At 60.5% G+C, this 13,941-nt stretch carries 15 protein-coding genes; 9 read left to right on the forward strand and 6 right to left on the reverse strand.

The window, feature by feature from the left end:
• Positions 1-16: 16 nt before the first annotated feature.
• The 3 genes from SYN9616_RS0110285 to SYN9616_RS0110295 all read left to right on the forward strand — a co-directional run bounded on the left by SYN9616_RS0110285 (position 17) and on the right by SYN9616_RS0110295 (position 3,055).
• Entirely contained in the window at positions 17-1,201 is a 1,185-nt protein-coding gene (locus tag SYN9616_RS0110285; protein WP_028953004.1) for an NAD(P)H-quinone oxidoreductase subunit H, read from the forward strand.
• Between the two features lie 86 nt (positions 1,202-1,287).
• A complete protein-coding gene (locus SYN9616_RS0110290; RefSeq protein WP_071991448.1) occupies positions 1,288-2,490 on the forward strand; it encodes a glycosyltransferase family 2 protein in 1,203 nt (400 codons plus the stop codon).
• A 76-nt stretch (positions 2,491-2,566) separates the two neighbouring features.
• Positions 2,567-3,055, forward strand: a complete 489-nt coding sequence (locus SYN9616_RS0110295) for a thioesterase family protein (RefSeq protein WP_028953006.1) — start codon at positions 2,567-2,569, stop codon at positions 3,053-3,055.
• Here SYN9616_RS0110295 and SYN9616_RS0110300 read toward each other — a convergent pair.
• Genes SYN9616_RS0110300 through menA form a run of 3 tightly spaced genes read right to left on the reverse strand, consistent with a single transcriptional unit; the run spans position 3,042 to position 6,158 of the window.
• Positions 3,042-4,241: an AMP-binding protein gene (locus tag SYN9616_RS0110300; protein ID WP_037990946.1), complete on the reverse strand. Its 1,200-nt coding sequence runs from the start codon at positions 4,239-4,241 to the stop codon at positions 3,042-3,044. The two genes, SYN9616_RS0110295 and SYN9616_RS0110300, sit on opposite strands and share 14 nt — an antisense overlap.
• Positions 4,241-5,209 (reverse strand): o-succinylbenzoate synthase, encoded by a 969-nt coding sequence (menC, locus tag SYN9616_RS0110305; protein ID WP_028953008.1) that lies wholly within the window; start codon positions 5,207-5,209, stop codon positions 4,241-4,243. Before menC ends, SYN9616_RS0110300 begins: the two co-directional genes overlap by 1 nt.
• 10 nt (positions 5,210-5,219) lie before the next feature.
• The gene (gene menA / locus SYN9616_RS0110310; protein ID WP_028953009.1) at positions 5,220-6,158 is read right to left on the reverse strand and encodes a 2-carboxy-1,4-naphthoquinone phytyltransferase; all 939 of its coding nucleotides are present in this window, start codon (positions 6,156-6,158) and stop codon (positions 5,220-5,222) included.
• Positions 6,159-6,229: 71 nt separating this feature from the next.
• Between menA and SYN9616_RS0110315 the strand changes: the two genes are divergently transcribed.
• Positions 6,230-7,630: an isochorismate synthase MenF gene (locus tag SYN9616_RS0110315; protein WP_028953010.1), complete on the forward strand. Its 1,401-nt coding sequence runs from the start codon at positions 6,230-6,232 to the stop codon at positions 7,628-7,630.
• Here SYN9616_RS0110315 and SYN9616_RS0110320 read toward each other — a convergent pair.
• The 3 genes from SYN9616_RS0110320 to grxC all read right to left on the reverse strand — a co-directional run bounded on the left by SYN9616_RS0110320 (position 7,613) and on the right by grxC (position 10,885).
• On the reverse strand, positions 7,613-9,637 hold the full coding sequence (locus SYN9616_RS0110320) for a S9 family peptidase (protein ID WP_051411009.1): 2,025 nt from the start codon (positions 9,635-9,637) through the stop codon (positions 7,613-7,615). The genes SYN9616_RS0110315 and SYN9616_RS0110320 overlap by 18 nt on opposite strands.
• 64 nt (positions 9,638-9,701) lie before the next feature.
• Positions 9,702-10,625: a glutathione synthase gene (gene gshB, locus SYN9616_RS0110325; RefSeq protein WP_028953012.1), complete on the reverse strand. Its 924-nt coding sequence runs from the start codon at positions 10,623-10,625 to the stop codon at positions 9,702-9,704.
• Between the two features lie 2 nt (positions 10,626-10,627).
• The gene (grxC, locus tag SYN9616_RS0110330) at positions 10,628-10,885 is read right to left on the reverse strand and encodes a glutaredoxin 3 (protein ID WP_028953013.1); all 258 of its coding nucleotides are present in this window, start codon (positions 10,883-10,885) and stop codon (positions 10,628-10,630) included.
• Between the two features lie 77 nt (positions 10,886-10,962).
• Here grxC and prfB point away from each other — a divergent pair.
• From prfB to SYN9616_RS0110355, 5 genes are all read left to right on the forward strand, one after another.
• Positions 10,963-12,091, forward strand: a protein-coding gene (prfB, locus tag SYN9616_RS0110335; RefSeq protein WP_156918760.1) for a peptide chain release factor 2 whose coding sequence is annotated in 2 segments (ribosomal slippage) — positions 10,963-11,037 and positions 11,039-12,091 — 1,128 coding nt in all. Because the reading frame shifts where the segments join, the coding sequence is not laid out codon by codon here.
• Positions 12,092-12,096: 5 nt separating this feature from the next.
• A complete protein-coding gene (locus SYN9616_RS16565) occupies positions 12,097-12,273 on the forward strand; it encodes a DUF3285 domain-containing protein (RefSeq protein ID WP_071991449.1) in 177 nt (58 codons plus the stop codon).
• A 4-nt stretch (positions 12,274-12,277) separates the two neighbouring features.
• Positions 12,278-12,838, forward strand: a complete 561-nt coding sequence (gene ybeY / locus SYN9616_RS0110345; protein ID WP_028953015.1) for an rRNA maturation RNase YbeY — start codon at positions 12,278-12,280, stop codon at positions 12,836-12,838.
• Between the two features lie 4 nt (positions 12,839-12,842).
• A complete protein-coding gene (locus SYN9616_RS0110350; protein ID WP_028953016.1) occupies positions 12,843-13,301 on the forward strand; it encodes a diacylglycerol kinase family protein in 459 nt (152 codons plus the stop codon).
• Positions 13,302-13,315: 14 nt separating this feature from the next.
• The gene (locus tag SYN9616_RS0110355) at positions 13,316-13,921 is read left to right on the forward strand and encodes an aminodeoxychorismate/anthranilate synthase component II (RefSeq protein WP_028953017.1); all 606 of its coding nucleotides are present in this window, start codon (positions 13,316-13,318) and stop codon (positions 13,919-13,921) included.
• The last annotated feature ends 20 nt before the right edge of the window (positions 13,922-13,941 follow it).

The raw sequence follows: 13,941 nt of genomic DNA on the forward strand, positions 1-13,941 counted from the left end.
TGAGCCCATCGGTCCCATGACGCAGCTGGAAACGCGTACGGAGCCGATGGTGGTCAACTTCGGCCCCCATCACCCCTCCATGCACGGAGTGCTGAGGCTGGTGGTGACTCTGGATGGAGAAGACGTTGTCGATTGCGAACCGGTGATCGGGTATCTCCATCGCGGCATGGAGAAGATCGCCGAGAACCGGACGAACGTGATGTTCGTGCCCTACGTGAGTCGCATGGATTATGCGGCCGGCATGTTTTACGAAGCGGTCGTGGTCAATGCGCCCGAACGACTGGCGGACATCCCGGTGCCGAAGCGGGCCAGTTACATCCGCGTTCTGATGCTGGAGCTCAACCGGATTGCCAACCATCTGCTGTGGCTCGGCCCGTTTCTTGCGGACGTTGGTGCCCAGACCCCTTTCTTCTACATCTTCCGGGAACGGGAGATGATCTATGACCTCTGGGAAGCCGCCACGGGTCAGCGCCTGATCAACAACAACTACTTCAGAATCGGCGGGGTCGCAGCAGATCTGCCCTGGGGTTGGCTTGAGAAATGTCGGGACTTCTGCGATTGGTTTGGCCCAAAAATTGATGAGTACGAAAAGTTGATTACCAACAACCCGATCTTCCGTCGCAGGATTGAGGGTCTTGGCACGATTGTTAAGCAGGACGCCATCAACTGGAGTCTGTCCGGTCCGATGCTTCGGGCCTCTGGGGTCCCCTGGGATCTACGCAAAGTTGATCATTACGAGTGCTACGACGACTTCGATTGGGATGTCGCTACGGCGACAGAAGGTGATTGCTACGCCCGTTACAGGGTGCGCATCGAGGAAATGCGTCAGTCGGTGAAAATCCTGCGCCAGGCATGCGACATGATTCCCGGGGGGCCCACTGAAAATCTAGAAGCCAAACGTCTCAACGAAGGCAAAGGCAGTGAAGCTGCAGGCTTTGACTATCAATACGTTGCCAAGAAAGTGGCTCCTACGTTCAAGATTCCCGATGGAGAGCTTTATACGCGGCTGGAATCAGGCAAAGGAGAGATCGGCATCTTCATTCAGGGCAACAACGATGTGACCCCTTGGCGTTTCAAGATACGAGCCGCTGACAGCAACAATCTTCAGATCCTTCCACATATCCTCAAGGGCCACAAGGTTGCAGACATTATGGCCATTCTTGGCTCAATCGATGTGATCATGGGATCAGTCGACCGCTAATCAATAGCTTAATTAGACAGAAGATAAAATTGAATAGCCATCAACATTGTTGCTCTTCAAAAAGCCCTTATATTTAAGAATAAGGATTGAAAATTATTCTTATTAATTGTCTTATTTTTGGGTCGATCCTCTGGCTACTGAGGACAATAATTATTTTACTGCTCGCCCGCGAACAGAAGCAAAGGACTAAAAATCGGCTCATCACTTCAACTCTATTTCTGCCTGAATCGACTTATCCATCCGTCAGCATTCTGATTCCCGCCCTCAACGAAGCACAGACCATTGCTCGGTGCATGCTGTCATGCATCGCATGCAGCTATCACAACAAAGAAATTCTTGTCATTGATGATGGATCAACAGATGAGACCAGCCGTGAAGCTGGAATCATTCAATCGAGCCATCCCGCAAACAGAATCAAGGTGTTCAAACTAAGGCACAATAAAGGAAAAACTGCAGCACTTAATTACGCCCTTTCCCAGGCAACTAGTGATCTGATTGTGACTCTGGACGCCGACACAATCTTTTCAGAGAAAAATTCTCTACATACCTTTCTAAGCCCTCTGATCCATCTGAAGAATTGTTCTGGCACAACCGCCAATCTTCATGTTCGTCATCCCCATGAACCACTTGGCATGGTTCAGAGGATCGAATACACAAAAGTGCTCAACAGCAGCAAGCGCGCACAAAGCCTGTTGAGATCGATTCTGATTCTTCCTGGAGCGATGAGCGCCTTTCGCCATCAAGCCCTTGCAGCGATTGGAGGTTTCTCTGCGAGCACTCTGGCGGAAGATGCTGACGCCACGATGCAACTTCTCAGGCAAGGTCATCTCCTGACCTTTCAAGCCAATTGCATTGGGGTAACAGAAGGTCCCCACACCCTGATCGATCTCCTTCGCCAACGGTTGCGTTGGCGCGTCGGGCAATTGGAGTGCCTGATCAAGCACTCTCGTTTGCTGCTGGCCTCTCCAGCAACCACGTTCTTTTACATCGATATGGGTGTGATGAATACGATTTCAGCCTTGACGCCAGTGATCACAGTTCTGGCATTGAGCCAAGACATTTCCGATGCCTTCTTACCCCTTACAACGCTGATGATTGGCTGCTTCGCGGCTGATCTAGCCGCAACCGCAATAACATTTCAACTGGATGACCAAAGCATGCCCGGACTATGGGCATACGTTCTCTATGTCAGTTTTTTCACCCTCTTCAGCCCGTTGATCACCTGGGCGGCGATCAGCCAGTTGTTGTTCAATCGAACAACGGGATGGCATACCAGCAAGCGGTATTGATTGTTCAGATCATTGCGAACAGCTCCATGGGAATCTGATCCATACACCAGGCCACGCCTCTGGTCACGAACTCACAATGTCCAGCGTTCCCCAAGGCCGATCAAACAATCAGCCGAACTGGCTCGAACTCAACCGTTGTGTCCGGTTCGGTGACACCGATGCCGCCGGCGTGATGCACTTTCACCAGCTCTTGCGCTGGTGCCATGAGGCATGGGAAGAAAGCCTCCAGCGCTACGGCGTCGCGGCAGCCGCAGTTTTTCCGGGTGGTCGGGGTTCTGAGGGCGAACCGACGATCGCCTTACCGGTGATTCACTGCGAGGCGGATTTTCTTAAACCCGTGCATGGAGGTGATGAGCTGATCGTGAAGCTCGAACCGGAACGGCTTGATCCAGGCAGGTTCGAGCTACGCAGCACCTTTTTGCTGAAACAACCGGAGACGATCGTGGCCCGGGGTTTGATCCGTCACCTGGCGATTGATATTGCAAGCAAGCGTCGCTGCCATCTCCCGGAAAGCGTGGATCGCTGGCTGGAGGCCTCTGGCCTGGGACAACTCAGAGAGCTCTGAGCCAATCACGCCAGCGCTGGCGTTGCCATTTGCCAGCTGCAGACGGTTCCAGTTCGGGGCATTGCAACCAGCGTCGCGGTCGATCCGCCGCCGGCCACCCAAGGGTGAGCTGCTGAAGCGCCGGCAGCACGGATGGATCCGACGAACGAACCAGAGCCACCAACCGCTCCCCCCACTCAGGATCCTCCACCCCCAGCAGCAGCAGTGCTTGCACTGGAAGATGCGCCTCTGCAGCCGCTTGCAGCAGACGGGCCTCCAGCTGTTCGGGAAACACCGTCTCCCCTCCGGAGTGAACGGCACCGTCAAGACGCCCCAGGATGCAAAGGCCCGCGCTGAGATCAGCAGCGTCTCCGGATCGCCACCAGCCATCGTCGTCACAAAGGCTGCTGAACCCGGGCTCGCGCAACGGTGACCAACGTCCAATCGCCAGGCGAGGCGTACGCACCCCCAACGCTCCATCCGGCAGCAGCCTCAGCTCCACATCGTTCAGGGCATCCCCGCAACCGTGCTCTCCAGCCAGAAAACGCTGGGGCGGCAATGCCGACACCATGGCCGCGGTTTCGGTGGCCCCGTAGCAAGGTGCGAGTCGAATGCCAGCTTGACGGGCCTGATCGGCAGCAGCCATCGGCAGAGCCGCGCCACCAACCCAGATCAGGGCAAAGCGCTGCAACCAAAGCAAACCCCTTTCGTCTGCCAGCAACCGGACCAACTGGGTGGGCACAAGGGAGAGCAGCCAAGGCTGCTCATCAGGGTTCGCCCGGGACGGACAGCTGTCCAGCAGGGTCGATGGCTCCTTGAGTTGTGCCGGCGGCAGCCAGACATGGGTCGTTCCCCAACAGCGGCTTCGCCACCAGGGCATCAAGCCACTCATGTGATGAAACGGGAGGGGGTTGAACAGACACGTCTGCTCCGGGACCAGTCCGATCGAGCGCAGCCAGTCCCCGGTCGCGGTGGCGGAGCGATCGAGATGACTGGCTGGCTGAGCACAAAGACGGCGCTCACCGCTGCTGCCCCCGGACGAAACCAGCACGCCGGAGCCTTGGGGCAACTCGCCCTGATCGGGCGAGTCCATCGAGGCCGACGAACCCACGAGCTGCACCCATCCGGATCTCTCCAGTGCCTTCTCCAACGCGGCTGCACTGCGCTGTGGGAATGCCGGATCGCACACCAACCTGGAGAGGGACATCAGGCCTCAGCCGCCGCCCAAACCTGGCTGGGATCGGCACTGAACAGCGGACCGGAAGGACACCAGCCCGGCGCCAGACCAGGAGCTGCAGGGGTCGGCCCCGTCATCTGAAGTGCGGCCAGATGGTTCAGCCAGCGCCTGCCGATCCCACTTTCGAATGCAGTGCTGACCATGCGCCACGGCACACCCTCCTGAAGCTGGCGCAACAACGGACGGGGGTCCCCCTCCAAGGCCGGGCGACGGACCTGCCAACCGGCCCAGCGATCCCTCAACCGCGGATCAACATGCAGAGATTCATCGAGAGCGACAGGACCCTGCTCTGCCAGGGCTTCCAGCCCCTCATGATCCTCGGGGGGCAACGGCTGCTCCAACCAGGCGAACCGCGGATCACCAGCCAGAGCCTGCATCCAGGCTTTCGCCGTCGAACGGTCCCAGCCGCCGTTGGCGTCAAGGCGGAGACGTGCCGTCGACGGCAATCGCTGCATCAATTGCTCCAGCCAGCGACGCTCGAGTCGATCGGCTTCAGCAGCCACCTTCCACTTGAAGGTCATCGCCCGCCGTCGGCCGCGCTGCTCCAGCAAACGATCCAGTTGGGAGAGCATCAGTCCACCAGCGGGGAGCAGCTGGGCGCCGTTGGGGGCGGACAACCAGCCATGCGAGCGGGATCCCACGAGCCCGTCCAGTTCCGCCAGAGCGGATCCGAGACCGAAGCCAAGAGCACCCGGTAGCTGCGGCAGCAACGTTTCAAGGCGCTCCCGCGGCAAGCACGACGGCAAAGCAGCCAGCTGTTGCTGACAGTGCGGCAAATGACTCTGATCCAGTGGAGCCACCTCCCCCCAGCCGGTCGCACCCGTCGTCGCCTCCAACCGCAGCAACCAACCACATCGATCCTGCAGAACCCCTGCTGCCGTTCGAAGCGGCCGGATCAGCGCGAACCGGAACGGTCGGATCTGCAGCTGGAGGTCCATCCCTTCATGGTTAGGACCGCAGCGCCCCCATGGCCAGTCCGATGCTGAGGCCCAGTCCGTTCCATGCCTGAAAACGCAGGGCTAAAAATTTGCTGCCGCCGATCCGCAGAGGCTGATCGTGATGGTCCAGCAGCAGGCGACTGAGGGCCACACCGGCCGGAAGTCCGAGCCAAGCAAGAAGGGCTGTGACTGGCCACTCCCCCAGAAGCACCGGCAGCGATTCCAACAGCAGCGTCACGGTGATCCAGACGGGAATCAGCGCCGCGGAACGGGCCGTTCCAAAACGCACCACCGGTGAACGCTTGCCATGGGCAGCGTCCTCTTCGACCTGATGAAAGTGCGAACAGAACAACACCAGGCTCGTCGCCAAAGCGGGACCGGCACCAAGTTGGAGGGCTGTCTGCCAGGGAATCTGGGCCTCACCTTGGGGTCCCAAAACCAGCAGGGACGCAGCAGTGGCCAGCGGGCCGAACGCCAGCCAGCAGAGCGGCTCCCCAAGCCCGAGATAACTGAGTCGGAAAGGGGGACCTTGATAGATGTAACCGATGCCGCAACAAGCGAGCACCAGCGGCAAAACCGCGGGCTGGCTGCGCCAAGTCAGCCAGGCCATCAGCAACAGACCCAGCAGCAGCACGGCATTCGCCAGCAGGGTCAATCCATCGCGACGACCGGTCAGATTCACCAGCGAATGGGGTTTCCCCACCAGGTCCACCCCGGTCTCAGCATCGAAGAGATCGTTACTGAGGTTCTCCCAGAGCAGGAGCAAAACAGCCGCCAGCAGGAATCCGAGCAACTGATCCAGGCGCATCGGCTCTGCTGAACCAATGCGCCAGCCGCTGGCCAGAAGCGCCGGCATCACGGCCACGGAATACATCGGCCACTTGATGGCTGCACGCCAAAGTTTGCGGCGCTGGTCGTAACGGGTTGCGACAGCCTGACGCTCTGACATGGACTAGAGCCCTTCAAGCAGGGTCAGGACCCATACATTTGAGCAGTCCACCCGCACGGCTTTCCCCGCGGATGACGGCTGACCACCGTTTCAGCACCTTGCTCGATGCCGCACGCAGCGGCTGGGAACAACGCAGCTGTGAAGACAGTCTGCTCAGCCTTGCGCTGCCGATTGAAGGAATCGATCCCCTGCCGGCCCTGCCGCATCTGGCCAACACGGACGCGTTCCGTTTCCTGTGGGACTGTGCACCTGGGCTTTCCCTGGCGGCCAGTGGGCGTTGCCAGCATCTGGAGCTGGCGGGGTTAAGACGTTTCGAGCTGGCTCAGCGCTTTTGCGACGTGACGCTGGGTCGGCTCATCGATGCCACACCAGCGACACACCCCCAGGCGCGGGCAAAGGTGTTGCTGGCCTTCAGCTTCTTCGAGCAGAGCGACGAACGCGATCCTCTGCCCAGCTCGGTGCCGTCCGTGCAGGCCGTCCTGCCGCGGTGGCAGCTCAGCCGACAGGGGCAACGTGGCTGGCTGCGCATCAACGGAACCGTCAGCGACATTGCCGACGCGAGGGAACTCGCGGAACAGTTGTGGCTGAAAACCCGAGAACTCGAGGCACCCCCCGGCGGCCCGCCGCTGCAGACGAGCGCGCCCATTCCAATTCCTGGCCGCCTAGCGGCAAAACCCTGGCAAGACCGCTACCGCCAGGCCCTGGACCGAGCCCTCGAGCTGGTTAATGAAGCGGAGCTGCACAAGCTCGTTCTGGCCGTTCGGCAAACCATCGATCTGGAGGAACCTCTCGACACCCTGCCTTTGCTCCAGCGACTGAGACATCAACAGGCCGGCAGCTGCCGATTCCTCTGGCAGCGCCAGAAAGGTGACGCCTTCTTCGGGGCCTCGCCGGAACGATTGCTCTGCCTGCGGGGTGACAACCTCCGCATCGATGCCCTGGCTGGCACAGCAGGGCGAGGGGATGACGGCAGCCAGCTGCTCCGCTCAGACAAGGATCGGCGCGAGCACGAACTGGTGGTGGAAACCATTACGGGCCGCCTGCAGCAAATGGGCCTGAACCCCTGGCATCGACCTCAGCCACAACTGGCGCGCCACGGTCTCCTGACCCACTTGCACACACCGATCACCGCAGATGCTGCCGGACGATCGGCGCTGGCACTGGCTGAGGAACTGCACCCCACTCCAGCGGTCGCGGGCTTGCCGAGGCGGGAAGCCATGGCATGGCTGCGGGCCCTGGAGCCGTTTGAACGCGGCGGCTATGCCGCACCGATCGGATGGATAGACAGTGCTGGAGACGCGGAATTACGGGTTGCCATTCGATGCGGCCATGCCCGGGGACACCGGCTGGATCTCACAGCGGGTGCTGGTCTGGTGCGCGGCTCAATCGCCGAGCGGGAACTGCAGGAAGTGGGCTTGAAACTGGCGGTGCTGGCCAATCAACTGGAGCTGCGCTCAGCGCTTTGGCAGTGAGCGCAAGCGCCACTCAAGTGACGAATCGCTGATCGCCGTTCCGAACGGTTCGGCACGTCCACCCACATGCTGCTGAAGGAAGGCTTCCACCAGCGCCACCATCGCCAGCGCATTGCGAGGGTTGGCCAGCCCATGGCCTTCGTCGGGGAAGACAACGAAATCGATCGGCAACTCTCGCCTCGCCATGGCAGCTGCGATGGCTTCGCTCTCCTGCAGCTTCACCCGTGGATCATTGGCGCCATGGCCCAGCAAAAGCGGCCGTTGAATGCGCTCAACGTGATTGATCGGGGAGATCGCATCAAGATCCACCTGACCCACACCGATCATCCGCTCGAACATGGCGCGGCCTGCTGCCCAGTACGGAGGCAATGACGCCAGCATGGTTCGCAGATTGGACGGTCCGACCTCCGAGATGGCGGCAGCAAAAAGCTCGGGATCACGGGTGAGGCCCGCGAGTGCTGCATAACCTCCGTAGGAGGCCCCCATGATCACCAGACGATCCGGATCAGCGATGCCCGCATCAACCGCCCATTGCACAGCATCGACAAGATCGTCCTGCATAGCGCCGTACCACTCACCTTCACCGGCCAGGAGATGGGCTTTGCCGAAACCGGTGGAACCGCGGTAGTTCACGCTCAGGGCGTGATATCCACGATTGGCCAGAAGCTGATGCAGCGGATCGTATCCCCAGAAATCCCGGGCCTGGGGACCGCCGTGCACAAGCAGCACAAGGGGTTGGGGTCCCTCAGCCGGCATCGCTGTGCGGGTGAGATAGGCCGGCAGTCGTCGACCATCTCGAGCCTTCAGATCCAGGCTCTCCATTGGAACCAGGGCGTATTGGTCAAGCTTTGGCTGAATCGCGAACAATTTGCGCGATGTTCGACGCTCGCGATCCCAGAGCCAATACTCGGCACTTCGGTCAGAGGAACTGATCGCCACAAGCCAAAGCCGATCACTCCGGTCGCGATCGAGAATTGAGAAACTGGCATCACCAGCGAGGCGCTGTAAGGCATCCAGATCAGGCTGAACCGTGTCATCCAGAACAACCCGCCGGCTGCGAAGGTCGGTCTCCACCAGCACCATCGGCGTACCGGTTTCTATGTCGCTCACTGCAAAGCCCACGGCACCGGCGCTGGAGCGATGCACAAGCTCAGGGCGACAATCAGTGCCGCAACGGGCTAACTGATCCCGGCTCCAACGGACGATCCGGGGGAGATCCTCGTCAGTGGTGAGAGCCCCATACAGCCACCGTCCATCACGGGTGAACCCGATCGGGCCGGACACGCGGGAGTCTCTGAAGTCAAAGCGCTGGAAGGGCCGCCATTCCGTCTCACCGGGAAGACGCAGCTCATAGGCACTGCCACCATCCGGCAGGGGCTCGCCCCGTAGGTAGGGATGCCAGTCGCCATTGACATGCATGACGCTGACGGGACGACCGTCCGCCACCGTGTAGAGCAACCGCATGGCCCCGGTGCTGAGGCTAAGGACGTAGAGGTCGTGGTAACGGGGGTCACGATCGTTGAGCCCCACCACAAGCTCGTCTGGCACATCGCGGTCAGCGGCCACCAGCGCGGCCTGGACACCTTTCGGCGGTGTCAGATCAACACTCTCCCCAGTGATGGGATCAATGCGCACCAGCACCGTGTTCTCGTCACCATCGCCATCGCGGCTGGAAATCAGATAACGGCCATCCGCGGTCCAGCTGGCTGGGTCATGAGGTCGCCGGCTGGCGCGGGTCAGCAAACGTGCCGGAGAACGACCCTCGAGATCCCGCACCCAGAGGTTGAGCACTCCTTCGTAAGGAGCCAGGAACACCAGGCGCTTGCCATCAGGGCTGAGATCAACAGCCGCAATCTCCGGGTTGCCGAACAGCACCTGGCGGGGAATCAGCGGCGGCTCCTCTGCAGCGGCAGGCGGCGTCAGGGTGACTGGCATCGTCAGCAGGACCCCGCTGAGCAATGCGACTGCCCGGCAGGCCTCTGATGTTGTCCAAGACCAACGGCGCATTCAGTCGCTCCAAAAGCCCGTCCAGTCTGGCGAGGCTCTCAACCTGCGCAGCCCCATAAGTCGCTCAGAAAGCGCGATGCAGACGTTCGATCGTCTGATCCGCAAGAGGCTGCTGCATCAGCCGTTCCACCTCCCGAACCCCCGTGGGACTGGTGACATTGATCTCGCTGAGCATTCCATCAATGACGTCGATCCCAACAAAGAACAACCCTTCCGTCCGCAGCGCCGGAGCGAGAGCCGAACAGATCAGGCGTTCCCGATCACTCAGCTCCGTGGCTTCGGCCTCACCACCCACAGCGAGGTTGCTACGGAACTCCCCACCACTTGGCCGCCGGTTGATGGCGCCCAGCGGTTCGCCGTCGACCAGCAGGATGCGCTTATCACCTTCCTTCACCGCCGGCAAAAAGCGCTGAGCCATCACCGGAAGACGCTCCTGTTCCGTCACAAGCTCCAGCAGAGCCTTGAGACCAGGCGCCTCTGCGGCAACACGAACAACACCGAGACCAGCACGACCGCCCAGGGGCTTCAACACCACTTCCCCCTGTTCATGTGCGAAATCAGCCAACTCCTGAACCCGGCCAGCCACCAGCGTCGGGGCCATCCAGCGGGAGAAACGCAACGCCCCGAGCTTTTCATTCCAGGCCCGCAGGGCACTCGGACGGTTCAGCACCAGAACCCCCGCTCTCTCCGCCACTTCCAGCAGATGGGTGGCGTACAGGTAAGCCTCATCAACCGGCGGATCCTTACGCATCCAGATCGCATCAAAACCGGTGAGCAGCAGCCGCTCACAGGGCCCGGTTGTGATCCATGGATCCGGCGTGACGGGAGTTGCCATCGCCAGCGGCTCCTCACCGCGGGCGATCAGATCCGACGGCGTACAAGCCCAGAGCTCATCACCGGCCCGGTGTGCGGCCTGCATCAAAGCGGCGGACGAATCCTTCTCCGGGTTGATCTGCCGGAGCGGATCAAGGACAAAGAGCTGGCGCATCCTCAGGCGGAAAGGAGCGGATCCAGATCACCGGCTCTGTTGAGGGCGTGAAGTTCATCGCAACCACCAATGTGCTGATCATCGATGAAGATCTCGGGCACACTGCGACGGCCTCCACTGCGCTCAGCCATCGCGTCACGGGCAGCGCTATCGCCATCGATGGCGTATTCGGTGTAACTCACCCCCTTACTGTCCAGAAGACTCTTGGCGCGAACACAGAAGGGACAGGTGCGCCAGGTGTAGATCTCGACCTTGGCCATAGGAGGAGGTGCTGTTTGCTGGATCTTATGCAGCTCCGACGCGCTGATAGCGTCGATCCCTGTTCAGATCTCAGATCTTGCTGGATCTCACCGACTTCAAACGCGATCTCTCCGAGCTCACTGACCGCCTGGGCAATGCCCAGGACTGTCTTTGACGTTCCTGCACTGAAGGCACGCCAGCAAGACCTCGAACAACTCGCTGCTCAACCGGATTTCTGGGACGATCAGCAAAATGCCCAGAAGCAGATGCGTCGCCTTGACGAGGTCAAGGCACAACTGCAGCAGCTGGCGCAATGGCAGGGGTCGATCGACGATGCCCAGGCCACTCTCGAGCTCTATGAGCTTGAAGCCGATGAAGAGATGCTCGGGGAAGCCCAGCAGGGCCTGACCCAGCTGCGTCAGGGTCTTGATCGATGGGAGCTCGAGCGGCTGCTCAGCGGCACTTACGACAAGGAGGGCGCCGTGCTGACGATCAACGCCGGCGCCGGCGGAACGGATGCCCAGGACTGGGCCCAGATGCTGCTGCGCATGTACACCCGCTGGGCGGAGGATCGCGGCATGCGGGTCAGCGTCAACGAACTCTCGGAAGGAGAGGAGGCCGGTATCAAGAGCGCCTCCATTGAAGTTGAGGGCCGCTACGCCTACGGATACCTGCGCAATGAAAAGGGCACCCATCGGCTCGTGCGGATCTCACCCTTCAATGCCAACGACAAGCGACAGACAAGTTTCGCCGGTGTGGAGGTGATGCCGAAGCTCGATGAGGAGGTCGATATCGACATCCCTGAGAAGGACCTGGAAGTCACCACCAGTCGATCCGGTGGTGCCGGTGGCCAGAACGTCAACAAAGTGGAGACTGCGGTGCGCATCCTTCATGTGCCGACCGGACTGGCCGTGCGCTGCACGCAGGAACGCTCGCAGCTGCAGAACAAGGAAAAGGCCATGGCCCTTCTGAAAGCCAAGCTTCTGGTGATCGCCCAGGAGCAACGGGCCGCTGAAATCGCTGACATTCGCGGCGACATTGTGGAGGCGGCCTGGGGAAACCAGATCCGCAATTACGTTTTTCATCCCTATCAAATGGTCAAGGACCTGCGCACCAGCGAAGAAACCAACGACGTTCAAGCTGTGATGGATGGCGCACTTGACCCCTTCATCGACGCCTCTCTGCGACAAGGTGTTGACCGTCCCGGTGGGGAAACCGACAGCTGAATCCGATGACAACCGAGAGCACGCCTGCTTCAGCCGCACCGCCGAGCTTTGTGAAGCAGGCCATGCGAAACATGGTCCGCAAAGGACGTCAGAGCCTTTTCCACTTCGGGCTGACCGCGCTGGGATTCATCGGTTTCATCGTGCTGGTGGCCAGCCTCGGCCGCCCATCACTGCCGCAGTGAAGTGATCGAGCTGGATCTGGCGTTTGATTCCAAGGCTCTGACGCTGAACGATGGGGCAACGGGCGAGCTCGTTGATGAGGGGATCTGGGCCGGGGAGTTAAGCCTCTGGATTGAGACCATGCGCATGGACCCGTCCATCTCCTGCCCGTCATGCCTGCGGATGGCTGATGAAGTCAGCCTTGGGCTGCGTTTTACGGACGACGCCACCATTCGAGAGCTCAACGGCGCTTGGCGGCAACGCGATGAGAGCACCGATGTGCTGTCCTTTGCCAATCTGGACGGGGAGTCGAACTGGCCCAGCGCTGGCAGCCATGAACCTGCCTGCGTTGAACTCGGAGACATCGTGATTTCCTTGGATACCGCCGCACGACAGGCTGAAGAACATCAACACAGCCTTGGTCACGAACTGCGTTGGCTTGTCAGCCACGGCCTCCTGCACCTGCTCGGCTGGGACCATCCCGATGACGCCAGCCTGCAGGCCATGCTCTCGCAACAGGAGCGACTTCTCGAGAACGGCGGTAGTGTTCAGAGCCACTGCGTCCGAACAGTGGACGCTGAACTCTGACGTGATGCCCACTGATACCCAGATCCCGGCGTCCGAAGAAATCGCCGCCATGCCTGGACCAGCACAGCGGGGGCTCCGTAAGAACGCATGGCGCATCGCTGGAGATCTGCCGGCGAGTTTTCGATATGCCGCACAGGGGTTGGGATATGCCTTCCTGAGCCAGCGAAACTTCCGCATCCATGTCATCACCGCTGCGGTGGTCTTTGCCCTTGGGACCTGGCTGCAACTGGACCTGATCAGAATGGCGGTGCTGGTGCTGACGGTTGCTGCCGTTCTGGTTCTTGAGCTGCTCAACACAGCCATGGAAGCGGTGGTGGACCTGGCCATCGGACGTCGCTTCCATCCCCTTGCCCGAATCGCCAAGGACTGCGCCGCGGCTTCCGTGCTGGTCGCTGCCATGAGTTCTCTGCTGATCGCCCTTTTCCTCCTGCTCCCTCCGCTCCTGCTCCGCCTGGGGCTCTGATCTGAACGACGCCGATGCTGCTGGTCATCGACAACTACGACAGCTTCACCTTCAACCTGGTGCAGTACCTGGGTGAACTCGCTCCGCATCATCCAATTGCTCAGGATCTGCGGGTCGAACGCAACGACAGCCTCTCGATCGAGGAGATTCAGGCGCTGCAACCCAATGCTGTGCTGCTCTCTCCAGGCCCGGGAGACCCTGATCAGTCAGGCGTCTGCCTGGACATCCTGCGTCAGCTGTCTCCCTCCACTCCCACACTCGGGGTTTGCCTGGGCCATCAAGCGATCGCCCAGGTCCATGGCGGGCGTGTTGTGAGGGCCAAGGAGCAGATGCACGGCAAAACCTCTCCCGTGCTGCATCGCGGTGAAGGAGTCTTTGCAGGGTTACCCCAGCCCCTCACGGCCACGCGCTACCACTCGTTGATCGCGGAGCGTGAAAGCCTGCCTGACTGTCTTGAGATCACAGCCTGGCTGGACGATGGAACGATCATGGGCCTCCGGCACAGAGATCACCCTCATGTGCAGGGCGTGCAATTCCATCCTGAAAGCGTGCTGACGGATGCCGGACACCAACTGCTGGCCAATTTCCTGGGCGACGCCGAGCGGCACTCCAGCAAGTGATGGCCTTGCAATCGCTGTTA

It is taken from the genome of Synechococcus sp. CC9616 (assembly GCF_000515235.1).
Lineage (GTDB): Bacteria > Cyanobacteriota > Cyanobacteriia > PCC-6307 > Cyanobiaceae > Parasynechococcus.